A 15,543-nucleotide genomic window follows, 5' to 3' on the forward strand; every position below is an offset into this window, starting at 1 on the left:
AAACCGCGCTTAGCCCAGTTCTTCGGTTGCGGATGCTTCCGCTTTTTCGTCGCGTAGGCGGTGAATGTGGGCGATGAAATAGCGCATGTGGGCATTGTCCACGGTCTTTTGTGCTTCTGACTTCCACGCGTTGAACGCTGAATCGTAATTAGGGAACATGCCGACGATATGGATGTCATCAACATTCTTGAATGCGTTCTTGGTCGGGTCGATGAGTTCGCCACCAAAGACGAGGTGAAGACGCTGGGACATGGGGCACCTATAGGTTTAAGACAGGGGTCAAATTTTGATTTATAAATTATATGGCGTTGGCCGCTTAGGGTAAAGACGGGTAACGCAGTTCAGGTGAGAGCGGCGACCAGTTTCGGGTGAATCCCCCCTGCTGCGATCATGCCGTTGATCTGCGGGTACGGGTTGTTGAACACGGGCGTTAGGCCAGTCTGGTCACTCACGGCCCCACCTGCTTCTGTCACGATCAACGCGCCAGCTGCGACGTCCCATTCCCACGTCGGGCGCAGTGTAAGCATGCCGTCGAACTGTCCCTGTGCAACGAGGGCAAGGCGGTAGGCCAATGAAGATCGGAACGCGCGTTTGAACGGTGGCACCGGGCCTGCCCAAAATTTGGGATCAATGTTTAGCTTGGACGACAGCACCGTCGCTGTCGCTATGGCTTTGTCGGGGAGCGCGTTGATCGGTGTGCCGTTTAGTGCAGCGCCTTTCCCTAAGGTAGCCGTATACATTGCGTCGCGCATTGGCAGATAAATTACCGCTGCCGTGACGATACCATTCTTGGCAATCGCAATCGAATGCGCCCAATCTTTGCTGCCCTCAATGAAAGCGCGCGTGCCATCAATCGGGTCGATGATGAACTGATTATTGGTTGAAAGCCGCGCTGGGCTGTCTTCGGTTTCTTCAGACAACCAGCCGTAGTCGGGCCGCGCGGACTGAAGGTCAGTCGATAATTGTTCGTTCACGCGTAGGTCAGCTTCGGTCACGGGGCCCTGGCCGCCGGACTTTTCCCATACTTCCGGTGAAGCGTTGAAATATCCGCGTGCGATGTCGCCCGCAGCCCGCGCTGCATCGATTAAAAGGTCGAGGTCTTTTTGCCCCGAATTAAGCACCGGCAAGCGTCATTCCATCGATCATCAAGCTTGGAATAACGCGACTGATGTGCGTGCGTGCGTCGTTGGCAGGGATGATCCGTGCCAGCATGTCGTTCAGATTACCAGCAATTGTGCATTCGTTGACGGGATAGGCAATTTCGCCATTTTCGATCCAAAACCCCGACGCGCCACGCGAATAATCGCCCGTGTTGGGGTTGATGGTGGACCCGATCATGGACGTGATCAGCAGGCCAGTGCCCATGTCGCGGATCAACTCGGACGGCGATTGTTTGCCTTGTGTCAGCGTCAGGTGGGACACGGATGGTGATGGCGGACCAGAGGTGCCGCGCGATGCACTTCCAGTGCTTTGAAGGCCCAGTTTGCGTGCCGTGGCGAGGTCGAGCGTCCAGCCTGTTAGTACGCCGTTTTCAACGATTCGGCGCTCAGACGTTGGTAAGCCTTCGCCGTCAAACAGCCGCGATCCGGAAATGCGAGCGCGGTGCGGGGTTTCGGTCAGGTCCATGCCTTCGGGCAAGACACGTTCGCCCAGTTTTTCGCGCAGCCATGATGAACCGCGCGCAATCATGGCACCATTGCTGGCAGACAGCAGATGCCCGATCAGCGAACTTGCGATGCGTTCATCAAACAGAACCGCATAGGTGCCGGTTTTGGGCTTACGTGCTCCGAGCCGCGCAACGGCGCGTTCACCTGCGATGCGACCAATTTCAGCAGCGTCGCGCATATCGGCATGGTGGATGCGGCTGTCGTAGTCGTAATCGCGTTCCATCCCTGTGCCGCTGCCGGAAATGGCGACTGAACTTAGCGAATGACCGGTGCTTTCATAGCCGCTGGAAAATCCGTTGGTAGCCGCAAGATGCACCTGACGGCGACCATATCCCGCCGATGTTGACTGGACTTGTGCAACACCTTCAACGCCCTGCGCTGCGGCCTCCGCAATACGCGCCTGTTCTTCGAGCCATTTGGGATCGGGTTCTGGCCCATCGTCGACCAAATCTAGTCGCGAAAAGTCAATACCGGTGGCCAATTGCGGGGCGTCGGCAATTCCAGCGTACGGGTCTTCGGGCGCTTCGTTTGCCATGGCAACGGCGCGCGCGGCCATTTCTTCAATGGTGCGATCTGACGTGTCGGATGCGGAAACATTGGCGGACTTTTGGCCCACAAAAACGCGCAATCCAATGTCCGTTCCTTCGGATCGTTCGGCCTGTTCCAGCACCGAGTTGCGCACATCAATCGACGCAGACGTGCCAGCGATGGCCACAGCGTCTGCGCTGTCAGCACCTGCGGATTTGGCGGCATCAATCAATCGGTGGGTCAGGTTGGCAAGCGACTTTGTCATAGAAGTTCCTTTGGTCGCCACATTTGCGACGTAGGCGGGTTTGCTACGTAGGCGAGTTAGTCACAGATGGGGCGCCTTGCAAGTGCGAGCCGCCCCAAACATGTGCTATTGCAGGCGCTGACCGTTCGCCAACACATGGCCTTCGCTGTTCACTTCAAGCACGCTTTCCAGCATGTCGTCACCGACGGGGGTCGCGAACATGCCCATCATCATGCGTGGCATCACCAGGTCGCCTTCGGGGATCAGACCCATAGCGACCAGCGTATCCATCAGCGCGTTGGCGCCGTTCAGGTTGACCGTGACCGCGCCTTCCGGACGGGCAATGCCTGGGATTGTCTGAAAGTCAGTCCAATCGAACGTTATGGCACCTGTCGCAGTCGCCTCTGCGCCGACTGCAGCAATACGCAGGTTTTCGATGGTCACTTCATCGATCTGGATCGGAGGGGGGCCGAACAACTGCGCCAAAGCTTCAAAATTCAGCAGGTCCATGCCGTTGGTGCCCATGCCAGTAACGTCGAACAAAATCTCTGCGGTATCGCGGGGCAAATGTCTCGACGGATCAAACATGTCCCAGATCGCATCGCTGATGGTGATTCCGGACAGCCCCGTGGCGACGCGGAAATCTTGCGGTGCATCCGATGCATTCAGCGGCACGTCATAGTCCAAGCTGATCGCGTCGATGCCAAATTCAAGATCACCAGGAAACATCATTGGATCGTTCAAAACCATAGTAAAGTCGGATGCGCTGCCGGTCACCGCGAGGCCGTCGTCGTTGAATGTCAGATCGAAATCCTGCGGACCAGTCGATGTCGTTTGATTGGTCAACAGCGCCCCATCCATCATCGTCACGGCGCTGGATGAACAGCCTTCGCCAGTACTTTGCAACACCACAGACAGCCCGTCACGCAAAGCCGTGGACAGGTTCAAAACATCAGACCCGCCCGAAGGGAGTGTCATTTCGATGGCAGATGTCATCGGTAGAGTTATTTGTGAGCTTTGGGATGAAACGTTGTCGGCGCTGAAGCTGAAGTCAACATTTGTCGTGCCGATCTCGGAGGAAGCAGAATAGGTAATCAGGTTGCCTTCTGTGACGCGCGTCGTGCCAATCCAGTCCGTGAGGGTCATCCAACCCTCGATGTTCATGCCTTCGGGTTCCGCACCATCGACGGAAATGTCGCCGATCACGAGTTGCATGTTTTGGCCGTTGAATTCGTAGAAAATGTCACCTGGTTCACCGGACGCTGTGACGGTGTAGCCATCGTGCGTCATTGTGGCCGTTGCGCTGAAGCCGCCTTCATCCGCGACACCGCCTGCAATCGAAATCGTCATCGGTGAGGGGTAATTGATCGTGACCGTACCATCGCTGTTATCGGTCATTGTCACGTTATCGGCCTTGATCTGAAAACTTACGATGCCCTGCGGCAGGATCACGTTGATTTCGGGATTGTTCAGTTGGTCGCCGGACATATCGCCGCTCAATGTGGCGCCAAGTGCACCATAAAACGCTTGTTGATTAGACCAAAAATCAGCGGCATTAACATCGGCCAAAGCTGGTGCCGCGAAGCCGGTGGAAAGGGTAATAAAAGCTGTCGCCAAACGGTAGATCATAGTCTGTTTCCTAACAGATATGCGGCGCCTGAACGATGTAGGTGCCGCAAAAGTATTTTTTATAAAGGTCTAGCGAAGCCGTTGCCCATTGGCGAGAACGTGGCCTTCGGGGTTCACTTCAATCGTTGAGGTCAGCATGTCATCACCAACAGTTGTCGCGAACATACCCAACATCATCCGTGGCATCATCGCCTGATCTTCTGGAATAAGGCCCATCTGGATCAAGTTGTCGACAAGTCCGTTGATGCCATTAATGGCAAAGGTGGCCTGACCTTCGGGGCGTGGAAATCCATCGAATGTTTCAAGGTCAGTGTTGTCAAAAGTGAAAGCACCATCACCGGTAATTTCAGCACCCGCGCCGCGCACGGTCAGTTCAGTGATCTGAACGCCATTAACCTCACCGGGAATGTCGGACATCATCACGGCTTCTTGCTGGGCAGGGTCAAGGAAATCAAAGAACGGCGTGACCTGCGCATCAACTGAAAGCGCGATGGTCATCGGATCACGAGGCAGAACCCCTGCCGGATCGCCAATATTCCACAATGTTTCACCGATCGTGAGATCCGTCAGGTTGAATGCCAATCGCGCATCACGTGGGCCATCGGCACCTTGGCTCAGCGGGATCAGAATATCGAACCCGTATTTGGCCAACGACGCTTGTAGCGGGAAAGGAATTTCATTGGGGATCGACAGGTTCATATCAATGCCGCGGGATTCGCCACGGTAGGCTGCCCCGTCTACATCAAATGAAAACTCAAGACCGCCACCATCGATGGTGGCAGAACCGGAGCCCGCGTCGTCTATAACGTCAAAGTCGAATGAATAGGCCGTTTCACCAAATGAATATCCACCTTCCATTGCCAGACCATCGACGAAGGGCGGCATGTCGGCATCAAAGTCCATGTCGATTGGGGTGACAATATTGGCAAACATCGCAAGGTCGGCGATATCGCCATTGGCTTGAAAAACGCCGCCCTGATCCGTCTCGTTAAAATGCGCGTTGATATCCAAGACCCCGACGTTGAACACATAGGCGATGCGGGTCAAAGTGTCTTCGCTGACTGAATAGGTACCGGACAGATCAAGCATGGTCAGGGCAACGTCGACGACATCCATCGACTTATCGCCTTCAATGCTATCAAGCCGGAAACCATAGCTGTCGGCGGTGATATCATAGATCATCGCGTTAGGTTCGCCGGACACTTTCAAGACCATGTCGGATTGCGACACTGTCACATTTACCGTTGCCAGATCGCCGTATTCAGGCGTCAAATCGACCGTGATCGGGTAGCTGGCGGCCATCGTGATATTCACAGTACCGTCACCGTTTTCGGTCAAGATGATATCTCCAAGCTCGGCCACTATGGAAGCTTCGTCGTCCGACTTTTCGATTTTAACGTCCGAAATCGTCAGCGTATCGCCGGACATCTCTTCGCCGCCGGTTGTGAATCCCTGACCGTAAACGGCCATCTGGCCGGTCCAATTGTCCCAAACCTGCTTGGCCGTGACATCGGCGGAGGCGGTTGTGCCGCACAGAATTGCCGCGATAATGGATGAATAACGAATGCTCTTCATGATAAGTTGCTCCTGTCAAAAATACTTGTATTAGCTTTTCAAGTCTACGCGCGGCGGTCAAGGTCAGGAAACGTAACGGTGCGCAGCAAAGCTGCCCCAAACGTGCGGGTTTTTGAAAGGGTGTCAGATGGACATGAAAGACAAGGTTGTTTTGATAACAGGGGCCAGCCGGGGCATTGGGGCGGCCAGTGCGCGGGCTTTCGCCCATGCAGGGGCAAAAGTGGCGTTGGTGGCGCGATCAACAGCGCAGATCGAAACATTGGCGGCAGACATCGGCCCTAACGCGATCGCAATTTCGTGCGATGTGTCGTCGTATGGTGACGTCGTAGCTGCAATTACAAAGACTGAAGACTCGTTCGGTCCGCTGGACGTGTTCATCGGCAATGCGGGGTCATTGGACCCGATCAGTCATCTGGCTGATGCCGATCCCGATGTATGGGGCAAAACCATCGACGTGAACCTGAAAGGCGTTTTCAACGGAATGCGTGCAGCTATGCCCGACATGATCAAGCGCGGCAAAGGCACCATCATTACTGTTTCATCCGGCGCGGCGCATGGTCCTGTTGAGGCTTGGTCGGCTTACTGCGCATCCAAAGCGGGGGCCTATATGCTGACGCGATGTGCAGACAAAGAAGCCCGCGAAAAGGGTCTGCGCATCATGGGCCTGTCTCCCGGAACCGTCGCGACAGACATGCAGCGCGAGATTAAGGCGTCCGGCATCAACCCCGTGAGCCAACTCGAATGGTCCGACCACATCCCCCCCGAATGGCCCGCGCAAACGCTGGTCTGGATGTGCAGCGCGGATGCAGACGAATTTTGTGGTTCGGACATTTCCCTGCGTGAAGATGACATTCGCAAACGTGTCGGCCTGATATGATCAGGTCTGACACCAAAGACGGTCAGCTAACCATGACGATCAATCGTCCGGAAAAAGCCAATGCGCTCACTGAAGCGATGTTGGTTGAACTGGCTGACATCATTGCAGTGACAGATGCCCGCGTTCTTGTTCTTACGGGTGCGGGAAAAGTGTTTAGCGCGGGTGCTGACCTTGACGATGTGCGGGGCGGCACCCTCGCGACATCGCCAGAATGGGAACGCTTGTCGACTGCCGTGGCGAATTTCGCAGGGCTTAGCGTTGCGGCGATGAACGGGTCGTGTGCGGGTGGGGCGCTGGGCATGGTCTTGGCCTGTGATCTGCGCATCGCCGTGCCAACCGCCAGGTTCTTTTACCCCGTCATCAAAATGGGCGTGCTGCCACAACCGTCTGACCCTGCGCGCCTGCGCAACCTTATCGGCCCATCTGCTGCAAAACGCATCCTGCTCACTGGTGCGCGGATCACCGCAGATGAGGCGCTGGCCCTCGGTCTTCTCGATCAGATCAGTCCTGCAGATCTCTTGTCTGATGTTCAAACACTGACTGCACCTGCCCGCGCCGCCGATCCAGCACAGGTCACGGCTATCAAGGCGCTCATCGGCTGAACTGGGCCGTTTTCACAGTGCCAGTTTTCACGGGGCCAAACGTGGTGTAGTGGGCGGTATGGATGGCTTTTTGAACACCACGCTTGGCTTTATGACCGCCGCCTATGAGGTCGCGTTTGATTGGCTCATCGATCCTGAAAATTGGGTGCAATTTGCGCTGCTGGTTGGCGCGTACCTTGTCGCGGTTTTTATTTTTGAATTCTGGGTAAACGGGATTGACGATGGACGCTTCAAGTACCAAAGCCACGTTCGTTTCGCAGTCTGGAATACACTTAAAGATGCGGGCATCGAAATTCCGTTCCCGCAACGTGTTGTCGAAATCAAAGGCGGCTTTCCCGCAGGAGTGACTGAATGACTGATGCCCTGATAATTGGTGGTGGTCCGGCAGGTTTGATGGCGGCAGACGTGCTGTCAGCGGCAGGGCAAAGCGTTACAATCACCGACGCGATGCCAACCGTTGGGCGCAAGTTCCTGATGGCTGGCAAGTCTGGCTTGAATCTTACGAAGGCTGAAGATTTCGCGACCTTCCAAACCGCCTATGGCGCGTCGAATGCGACTTTGAACCCTATCCTGTCTGCCTTTGGTCCAGCTGACGTGAGCGCATGGGCGGAAGATTTGGGGCAAACGGTCTTTACAGGCACTACTGGCCGCGTTTTTCCGACGAAGATGAAGTCCTCGCCACTGCTGCGCGCATGGCTCGCGCGGCTGAATAAGCAGGGTGTCACCGTCCAAACGCGTTGGCATTGGACCGGCTGGGCCAAAGACGGCACCGGCGACGTGGCAACGTTTGATACGCCAGATGGCCCCGCGACGATTTCTGCAAAAACCACGATCCTGGCGATGGGTGGTGCCAGCTGGAAACGGTTGGGGTCGGACGGGAAATGGGCAGGTCATTTACTGGATGCCGTCGCGCCGTTCCAGCCTGCCAATGTGGGCTTCACCGTCCCGTGGTCAGACCACATGACGCAGCATTTTGGCGCCGCCGTGAAGGGTTGTGAAATGAGTGCAGGCGCCTTGACCTCACGGGGTGAATTCGTGGTCTCCGCTAAAGGCATTGAAGGAGGTGGTATCTATACCGTGTCCTCAGCAATTCGCGATGGTGCGCAATTGATATTAGACCTTTTGCCCGACATGTCTGTTGAAGAGATTACAGCAAAATTGCGCGATCCCAAAGGCAAACAATCCACTGCAAATACCCTGCGTAAGGCGTTGAAGCTGGACCCCGTTAAACGCGCACTGCTGAATGAATTTGGCCGCGGCAGTAATCTGTCCCTACCTGAAAAGATCAAAGCACTGCCGTTCCCCGCCCTAGTGCCACGTCCCATCGACGAAGCAATATCAACTGCTGGCGGTGTGCGGTTTGATGCGCTGACGGACGATTTGATGCTGAAATCCCGACTAGGGGTCTATTGCGTTGGTGAAATGCTGGATTGGGAGGCCCCAACTGGGGGGTATCTGATCACCGCATGCCTTGCGATGGGCCGCCATGCAGGCCTTGCTGCCACGCGCCGCATCCAGACGTCCTAGCCTTAGCCCGCTCACGTTTATACGTCGTAGTAGTCGCGGTACCAATCGACGAAAGCTTTGACGCCGGTCGTGACATCCGTCTTTGGTGTGTAGCCCGTTAACTTTTGCAACAATGCGCCATCGGCCCATGTTGCAGGCACGTCACCGGGCTGCATATCCATGAAATTTTTGGCCGCAGGCTGACCCAAGGCACCTTCGATCGCTTCGATGAAGGCCATCAACTGAACGGGTTCACCATTGCCGATGTTGACGATCCGGTGCGGGGCGACAGGGGACAGGCTGTCGCCATCAAAAACTTGAGGAGCGGGCACGTCGTCCAATCGTTCTGGGATGGCATTAAGCAACAGGTGAATGCCGCGCACGAGGTCGGTCACATAGGTGAAATCACGGCTCATATCGCCGTGGTTGTAAACGTCGATCGGATCACCGTTGAGAATGGCCTTCGTGAACTTGAACAACGCCATATCGGGGCGACCCCACGGACCGTAGACCGTAAAGAACCGAAACATCGTCGTCGGAATATCGTAAAGATGGGCATAGCTGTGGGCCATCACCTCGTTTGATTTCTTGGTCGCGGCATAGAACGACATCTGCGTGTCGGCCTTGTCTGTCTCAGAGTATGGCATTTTAGTGTTGGCACCGTATGCTGACGATGTGGACGCCAGCAAAAGGTGTTTCACAGGCGTCGCACGTACCGCTTCGAGCAGGTTAAATGTGCCAATAATGTTGGCGTCGATATAGGATCGTGGTTCAACAATCGAATAACGCACACCTGCCTGACCCGCCAAATGCACGACGAAATCAGGCTGTTCAGCCGCGACGAGGTCCATCAGCACGCCGTCTGCTTCTAGGCGATCATTGACGGCGCGAAAGCCGCTCGATTGCAGCAGGTTTGCCTGCCGTCGTTCCTTTAGACGCACGTCATAATAGTCGGTCATGGCGTCAAATCCGATGACGTCGAACCCCGCAGCCAATAGGTGTTTACACAGGTGGTAGCCGATAAAGCCCGCTGATCCGGTGACAAGTGCTTTGGGCATCAGGAGACTCTGCTAACAGATGGTTTCAACGGGGTCCGTCCGATTGAAATGTACGCGTCAAACCCTGCACGTTTTGCGTCCCTGTTGGAATAGATGTTGCGCAGATCGGCCATGCGCGGGGTTGCCATATGTTTGGCCAAGCGTTTCAGATCAAGCCCGCGAAATTCATTCCATTCCGTCAGGATCACTACGAGATCGGCATTGCGCGCAGCCTTGTAGGCATCGTCAACCCAGTTCACGCTGGGCAACAGGGCCTCACCTTCGTGGTGGCCTTGCGGGTCAGTCACGCGCACCTTAGCACCCCCGCCAACCAACGCAGGAATGATTGTCAAACTGGGCGCGTCGCGCATGTCGTCGGTATTGGGTTTAAACGTAACGCCCAACACCGCGATCACCTTGCCGTTAAAGCTGCCATCACACAGGTCCAGCAGCTTATCGACCATCCGACGCTTAACCTCTTCATTGACCTTGATTACGGCCTCTGTGATTTGCATGGGAACGGCGTGTTCTTGGCCCATGCGCGCCAGTGCTTTGGTATCTTTGGGAAAACACGACCCGCCGTAGCCTGGCCCTGCGTGCAGGAATTTGTTACCGATACGCCCGTCCAGCCCCATGCCCTTGCTGACCTGTTTGATATCTGCACCAGTGCGTTCGCACAGGGCTGCGATTTCGTTGATGAAAGTAATCTTCGTGGCGAGGAACGCGTTGGCCGCGTATTTAATCGTTTCTGCGCTTTCCAGATCAGTGATGACTACTGGAAAATCGCGCAGGAAAAGTGGGCGATAGACGTCATTCATGATCTCGCCCGCGCGATCGGTTTGCACACCGACCACAACGCGGTCAGGGCGCATGAAATCATCAATCGCAGCCCCCTCGCGCAGGAATTCGGGGTTGGACGCCACATCGAAATCAAGGTCAGGGTTGGCCTTGTGGACGACCTGTTTGACCTTCCGGTTGGTGCCAACGGGCACCGTCGATTTGGTGACGATGACGGTGTAATTTTTAGCCGCCCGCGCGATTTCTTCGGCAGCGGCCATTACGAATGTCAGATCGGCGTGACCGTCACCGCGACGGGTCGGCGTGCCAACCGCGATGAACACCGCCTCCGCGCCGTCAATGGCCGATGCCAGATCCAATGTGAATGTTAGACGGCCTGCTTCGACGTTTTTGGCCATTAATTCTCCAAGCCCCGGCTCATAGATAGGGACTTCGCCGGCTTCCAGTTTGGAGATCTTGGCGGGGTCTTTGTCCACGCAAACAACGTCGTGTCCAAAATCGGAGAAACACACACCTGACACAAGGCCCACATAGCCTGTTCCGATCACTGCAATTTTCATGGCTCAGCCTTATGTTTGTTTGCCTGTTGCATATCGCAGGGTGCCGATGAGCGACCAGCCCAAATTTCAGGCGCCGTGAAAGTGCAGGCAGGATGTGCTTCTAACGCTTCAACACACGGCGCAAGGTTTGCCAGATTATTGTGGCATCAAAGCAGACGGATGCGTGGCGCTGATAGATCAGGTCTAGCGCGGCTTTGCGCGGGATACAGCGAGTGGTGTAGATCGCTTCGGTCTGCGCCCGCGTCGTCGCACTGGCGATAACGCGTTCCTCAACGCGGTGATAATGCAGGGATGCAAGACCAGTGACACCGGGACGGGATTGTAGGACTTTCCCATAAAGTCGGGGGAAGGCGGCGGTGTATTGGCGCAAAGGCGGACGTGGGCCAACGAAACCCATGTCACCGCGTAGTACGTTAATAAATTGCGGCAATTCATCAAGGCGGAAGCGGCGAAGCTTGCGGCCAATCGGGGTGATCCGGCTGGATTTATCACCACCCGTGACGCCGCCGTTTTGGTCGTGTGGCACATTAGACATGGTGCGAAACTTGATCAGATTAAAGGGCTGGTCGGGTGTCTTCATCCGCTCAGCCACATAGAAAACCGGCCCGCCGTCACGCAACAAAATGGCGATTGTGATCCCAATAGTTAGAGGTGCGGTCACAACCAATCCGATAAGGGCGAGGAGGATATCAAAGACGCGTTTCATCGTGCTGGAATCTCCGCCATTTGCTGGACCATTGCGTCTGCAGGATTATCATACTCCCTAAAATCAACAAGGCTTTGCGCCCTAAGTGTTGAAAGGGTCACACGATGTGGAATGCCGTCAGGGCTGGGCATGTTGATCCATTTTAGGTCAGGTATCTGATGGGTTCTATAGGCGCTTAACACTGCATCTAGCGTTACAGGTTGCGGGTGGGCGACATTTATGACGCGCGACAGGCCCTCGTGGGGCTTTGAGCATACGCGCACAACGTCGAACAGATCACGTGGCCCGATGTAGGAGCGTAGCGCTGCACTGCCATCAGAAAATCGGTGTAGCGGCATGGGCTTGCATGCCTTGACGTGGCGATTGGCCACCGCGTTCAAAGCATCAGCGCCGACGATGTTCCCAATACGAAGGATCGTTATAGCAGGCGATGCTGAAGTGGCGGAAAAACTGCGCGCAACCTCTTCCATTTTGGATTTACTGACGCCGTAAGGCGTGATGGGCCGTAGGGAATCGTTTTCGTCAAAAGGTGTGCCGTTGCCCGGTCCGTAGACAGCGGCAGAAGACGCGAGAACCACATGCGCGACACCCGCCTTTGCTGCATTGGCCAGCAGGTCTTTGACGAAGTGAAAGTTTGTGTCGTGCAACAGCGCCTCATCAGGTCCGGTGTAGCCGATCATATTGATCAGCGTGGCACCCTGCGCAAAGATTTGGTCGACCGCCGGATCGTCAAAGGCACCTGACCACTGCACATCAGCGCCTTTTGTACGCGCCTGCGTCCGCCATCCTAGGCCCGCACGCGTCGCGAAATGCGCCATCATCGCACCCAGTTTTCCATTTGCGCCGAGGATCGTTGTGGTCAAGCCGAGGCCTTTCTGTGCCCGCAGGCCTATGTTATGGCAAATCTCACACTCCTATCGCGCTAGTTCATCGTTGGATTAGAATAGGGTTGCGGTGTTGTATGTTGCAATGTCAGACAGTCTTTACGATGAGAATTTTTAAGAATATCAGTTTTATAGTTGCTGCGTTATCCGCAACCTCAGCTGACGCGCAAGACGATTGGCGGGCAAATTATACCCTATATGGCACGCCCGGCATAATCGATATGCCGTCTGCCGCAGCACCAGCAGATGCTGAGCTTTCAGCGACCGTTTCGGTCTTTGGTGACACACAGCGTGCGACATTTACGTTTCAGGTACTGCCGCGTTTCACAGGTAGTTTCCGATACTCGTTGATCGATACCTATGACCGCAGTTTCGATGTGCAGTATCAAATCGCCAGCGAAGGGGAATATCGCCCCGCTATTGCAGTGGGTTTGCGCGATTTTCTGGGTACTGGCCGCTACAGCAGTGAATACGTCGTCGCGACAAAAACCCTAAGCCCGAATGTGCGCGCGACCGCTGGTTTGGGTTGGGGGCGTTTGGGCTCCGTGAACGGATTTACCAATCCTCTTGGTTTTATCGATGACGGGTTTGAAATTCGACCGGACGACAGTATTGATACTGGTGGCACCGTCCTTGCGGGGCAGTTCTTTCGGGGGGACGCTGCGTTTTTTGGCGGCGTCGAATGGCGCATAAATGATGAATGGGTAGCGTTAGCCGAATATTCGTCGGATAACTATGACCGTGAAACAAGGCTTGTCGGGTTTGACCGCCAATCACCGCTTAACTTCGGTCTGACGTGGCAGCCTAACAACACTTACCAGCTGGGCGCGTATTACATGTACGGCACAGACATTGGTTTTTCAGCGACATTCATGATTGATCCAACATCGACAAACTTCCCCAGTGGATTGGAAACAGCGCCAATTCCTGTCGCCGTGCGCGGTGCCAGTTTGGCGGCAGCTGCGTCTTGGGACACACCACAGGTACAAGCGGCTGGTGTCGCTGCCTTGGGGCCAATTATGGACACGCTTGGCTTCCGCCTGATCGGGGCGGAGATCACGGGCAGCACAATGCGCGTGCGGTATCAGAATAATGACTACCGTGCCGAAGCTCAGGGTGTCGGGCGGGTCGCACGTTTATTGACGCAGTTTGCCCCCGCAAATGTAGACACCTTTATACTTGAGCCAACCCGACGAGGCATTGCCCTTTCCGCTGTTACACTGCGCCGCGGTGATCTTGAGGTGCTGGAAAACGCCCCTAATGCCGCAGCATTGTCGTATGCCCGTGCAGGTTTTAGTGACGCGGCTGGTCCTGCGCCAGCGTTTGGCTGGGATGATCCTACGCCCGCATTCTTGTGGGGCATAGCACCTTACCTCGAATTGTCGCTGTTCGATGGGAGCGAACCTGTGCGTGGCGACATCGGGATTGAGGCGAGTTTCGAATACGAATTGCGCCCAAATTTGGTGCTGGCTGGTGCCTATCGTCAACGGCTTGCGGGCAACCGTAACGAAGTCGGTTCGATTTCAAAATCCACCCTGCCAGATGTGCGTAGAACTGGACAACGATATGGCGCCGAAAGTGGCAACGGGATCGAGAACCTATCTTTAACGTGGTACGGGCGACCTGGGCGCAGTCTATATAGCCGATTTTCTGCAGGCTATCTTGAAAGAAATTTTGGTGGGGTTTCTGGTGAAATCCTGTGGAAGCCTGTCGACCGCCAACTGGCCTTGGGTGCAGAACTGAATTACACGCTTTTGAGGGACTACGATCTTGGTTTCGGATTCCGTCCGGTGTGTTCTGATCCAGCGTGCACGCTATTATCGGGTGGTGACTACGACGTAGTGACAGGGCATGTTTCGGCCTACTACGATTTTAACAATGGCTTTGAAGCACAAGTTGACATCGGTCGTTATCTGGCTGGCGATTTGGGCGCGACGTTCAGTCTGGACCGTGAATTTGAAAACGGCTGGAAGGTTGGTGCGTACTTCAGCTTAACGGATGTGTCGTTTGAGGACTTTGGAGAAGGATCGTTCGACAAGGGGATGCGCATCGAAATTCCTTCTGACTGGTTGTTTGGCAAACCCTCTCGCAGAACAACAGTAACCAACCTAAGTTCGTTGTCTCGTGATGGCGGCGCGCGGCTGCGGATCGGTGGACGGCTGTATGATGTGGTCGAAGATGGACACCGAGGCCAGCTAGCCGAAAACTGGGGGCGGTTCTGGAGATGATTATTTATACATCAAAATTTGTTTTGGTTGCATTGTTGATAGCGACGTCCGCATGTGGCCCGCTTGAAAAGGGAAACCCCGGCCGTGATTCTATTGCGGCGCTGTCGGATATTGTAACCGGATCAAGTGATGAGACGCAGGCTGGCGCAGATGTCAGCCTTTCGCGCGCACAGATAGAATCTTATCCCAGTGATCTTATGCTGATAAGCGTAATATCGCGTGACGTTACGGCGTACATTTATCCAGGTGCGGTCAACGGAGCCAAGGTCACGTGGCTGAGCGCGGACGGGCTGAGCATGACGTTTGATCGCGGGTTTTTAGTTGGGACACGCGGGTTCGGTTTTGATATGATGGGCGCAGATATTTCAGGTGCGCTTGCGGGGTTGTCAGGTACATCTTCCCACAGTCGTTCGTACGATTTTCTTAATGGTCTCAGTCAGATAGAAAGACTAAGATTTCAGTGTCAGACTACGCAGGCACGGCGCGAAACGATCGAAATCGTACAAAGAAGTTACACGACGACGGTTTTCGAAGAACGGTGTACAGGGGAATCCGAGTCCTACACTAATACTTATTGGCAGGACTCCAGCGGTCTGATCCGGCAGTCCCGACAGTGGGTTTCACCAGGGTTAGGCTTTATTGGTTATCAACTTTTGTGAATTGAGCGACAAATTTGCGCAGCTTGCCAAGTTTTCGAAATTT

15 protein-coding genes are annotated in these 15,543 nt (G+C 55.0%); 6 read left to right on the forward strand and 9 right to left on the reverse strand.

Annotation, left to right across the window (positions count from 1 at the left end; all coding sequences use genetic code 11):
• Positions 1-9 precede the first annotated feature (9 nt).
• The 5 genes from OAN307_RS23790 to OAN307_RS23810 form a co-directional block, all read right to left on the reverse strand.
• On the reverse strand, positions 10-252 hold the full coding sequence (locus OAN307_RS23790; protein ID WP_015501951.1) for a DUF4170 domain-containing protein: 243 nt from the start codon (positions 250-252) through the stop codon (positions 10-12).
• Positions 253-341: 89 nt separating this feature from the next.
• Positions 342-1,127 carry a 3'(2'),5'-bisphosphate nucleotidase CysQ gene (locus tag OAN307_RS23795; RefSeq protein WP_015501952.1) on the reverse strand — a complete coding sequence of 262 codons (786 nt, stop codon included), beginning with the start codon at positions 1,125-1,127 and terminating at the stop codon, positions 342-344.
• Complete coding sequence (locus OAN307_RS23800; protein WP_015501953.1) at positions 1,114-2,460, reverse strand: TldD/PmbA family protein; 1,347 nt, start codon at positions 2,458-2,460, stop codon at positions 1,114-1,116. Before OAN307_RS23800 ends, OAN307_RS23795 begins: the two co-directional genes overlap by 14 nt.
• A 105-nt stretch (positions 2,461-2,565) precedes the next feature.
• Positions 2,566-4,068, reverse strand: coding sequence for a DUF2125 domain-containing protein (locus tag OAN307_RS23805; protein ID WP_015501954.1), 1,503 nt, complete (start codon positions 4,066-4,068; stop codon positions 2,566-2,568).
• A 69-nt stretch (positions 4,069-4,137) separates the two neighbouring features.
• A complete protein-coding gene (locus OAN307_RS23810) occupies positions 4,138-5,643 on the reverse strand; it encodes a DUF2125 domain-containing protein (protein WP_015501955.1) in 1,506 nt (501 codons plus the stop codon).
• A gap of 127 nt (positions 5,644-5,770) precedes the next feature.
• On the opposite strand from OAN307_RS23810, the gene OAN307_RS23815 reads away from it, so the two are divergent.
• From OAN307_RS23815 to OAN307_RS23830, 4 genes are all read left to right on the forward strand, one after another.
• Positions 5,771-6,520, forward strand: coding sequence for an SDR family oxidoreductase (locus OAN307_RS23815; RefSeq protein WP_015501956.1), 750 nt, complete (start codon positions 5,771-5,773; stop codon positions 6,518-6,520).
• Positions 6,517-7,122, forward strand: coding sequence for an enoyl-CoA hydratase/isomerase family protein (locus OAN307_RS23820; protein WP_015501957.1), 606 nt, complete (start codon positions 6,517-6,519; stop codon positions 7,120-7,122). The genes OAN307_RS23815 and OAN307_RS23820 overlap by 4 nt, the downstream gene beginning before the upstream one ends.
• Before the next feature lie 70 nt (positions 7,123-7,192).
• The gene (locus OAN307_RS31575; protein WP_408634922.1) at positions 7,193-7,477 is read left to right on the forward strand and encodes a hypothetical protein; all 285 of its coding nucleotides are present in this window, start codon (positions 7,193-7,195) and stop codon (positions 7,475-7,477) included.
• Complete coding sequence (locus tag OAN307_RS23830) at positions 7,474-8,649, forward strand: TIGR03862 family flavoprotein (RefSeq protein ID WP_015501959.1); 1,176 nt, start codon at positions 7,474-7,476, stop codon at positions 8,647-8,649. Before OAN307_RS31575 ends, OAN307_RS23830 begins: the two co-directional genes overlap by 4 nt.
• A 17-nt stretch (positions 8,650-8,666) precedes the next feature.
• On the opposite strand, the gene OAN307_RS23835 is transcribed toward OAN307_RS23830, so the two are convergent.
• The 4 genes from OAN307_RS23835 to OAN307_RS23850 form a co-directional block, all read right to left on the reverse strand.
• Complete coding sequence (locus OAN307_RS23835; protein ID WP_015501960.1) at positions 8,667-9,686, reverse strand: NAD-dependent epimerase/dehydratase family protein; 1,020 nt, start codon at positions 9,684-9,686, stop codon at positions 8,667-8,669.
• Positions 9,686-11,023 carry a UDP-glucose dehydrogenase family protein gene (locus OAN307_RS23840; RefSeq protein ID WP_015501961.1) on the reverse strand — a complete coding sequence of 446 codons (1,338 nt, stop codon included), beginning with the start codon at positions 11,021-11,023 and terminating at the stop codon, positions 9,686-9,688. The genes OAN307_RS23835 and OAN307_RS23840 overlap by 1 nt, the downstream gene beginning before the upstream one ends.
• Positions 11,024-11,123: 100 nt before the next feature.
• Complete coding sequence (locus OAN307_RS23845) at positions 11,124-11,729, reverse strand: sugar transferase (RefSeq protein WP_015501962.1); 606 nt, start codon at positions 11,727-11,729, stop codon at positions 11,124-11,126.
• Entirely contained in the window at positions 11,726-12,592 is an 867-nt protein-coding gene (locus OAN307_RS23850; RefSeq protein ID WP_144055680.1) for an NAD-dependent epimerase/dehydratase family protein, read from the reverse strand. The genes OAN307_RS23845 and OAN307_RS23850 overlap by 4 nt, the downstream gene beginning before the upstream one ends.
• 125 nt (positions 12,593-12,717) lie before the next feature.
• On the opposite strand from OAN307_RS23850, the gene OAN307_RS23855 reads away from it, so the two are divergent.
• Together OAN307_RS23855 and OAN307_RS25620 are read left to right on the forward strand one after the other, a co-directional pair.
• Positions 12,718-14,841 carry a YjbH domain-containing protein gene (locus OAN307_RS23855; RefSeq protein WP_015501964.1) on the forward strand — a complete coding sequence of 708 codons (2,124 nt, stop codon included), beginning with the start codon at positions 12,718-12,720 and terminating at the stop codon, positions 14,839-14,841.
• Positions 14,838-15,500: a YjbF family lipoprotein gene (locus OAN307_RS25620; protein ID WP_051068092.1), complete on the forward strand. Its 663-nt coding sequence runs from the start codon at positions 14,838-14,840 to the stop codon at positions 15,498-15,500. The genes OAN307_RS23855 and OAN307_RS25620 overlap by 4 nt, the downstream gene beginning before the upstream one ends.
• Positions 15,501-15,543 lie beyond the last annotated feature (43 nt).

It is taken from the genome of Octadecabacter antarcticus 307 (assembly GCF_000155675.2).
Lineage (GTDB): Bacteria > Pseudomonadota > Alphaproteobacteria > Rhodobacterales > Rhodobacteraceae > Octadecabacter > Octadecabacter antarcticus.

Coding starts and splice junctions, on each gene's coding strand:
- OAN307_RS23790 (WP_015501951.1), bottom strand. CDS start 252: ATGTCCCAGCGTCTTCACCTCGTCTTTGGTGGCGAACTCATCGACCCG.
- OAN307_RS23800 (WP_015501953.1), bottom strand. CDS start 2,460: ATGACAAAGTCGCTTGCCAACCTGACCCACCGATTGATTGATGCCGCC.
- OAN307_RS23805 (WP_015501954.1), bottom strand. CDS start 4,068: ATGATCTACCGTTTGGCGACAGCTTTTATTACCCTTTCCACCGGCTTC.
- OAN307_RS23810 (WP_015501955.1), bottom strand. CDS start 5,643: ATGAAGAGCATTCGTTATTCATCCATTATCGCGGCAATTCTGTGCGGC.
- OAN307_RS23815 (WP_015501956.1), top strand. CDS start 5,771: ATGGACATGAAAGACAAGGTTGTTTTGATAACAGGGGCCAGCCGGGGC.
- OAN307_RS23820 (WP_015501957.1), top strand. CDS start 6,517: ATGATCAGGTCTGACACCAAAGACGGTCAGCTAACCATGACGATCAAT.
- OAN307_RS23830 (WP_015501959.1), top strand. CDS start 7,474: ATGACTGATGCCCTGATAATTGGTGGTGGTCCGGCAGGTTTGATGGCG.
- OAN307_RS23835 (WP_015501960.1), bottom strand. CDS start 9,686: ATGCCCAAAGCACTTGTCACCGGATCAGCGGGCTTTATCGGCTACCAC.
- OAN307_RS23840 (WP_015501961.1), bottom strand. CDS start 11,023: ATGAAAATTGCAGTGATCGGAACAGGCTATGTGGGCCTTGTGTCAGGT.
- OAN307_RS23845 (WP_015501962.1), bottom strand. CDS start 11,729: ATGAAACGCGTCTTTGATATCCTCCTCGCCCTTATCGGATTGGTTGTG.
- OAN307_RS23855 (WP_015501964.1), top strand. CDS start 12,718: ATGAGAATTTTTAAGAATATCAGTTTTATAGTTGCTGCGTTATCCGCA.
- OAN307_RS25620 (WP_051068092.1), top strand. CDS start 14,838: ATGATTATTTATACATCAAAATTTGTTTTGGTTGCATTGTTGATAGCG.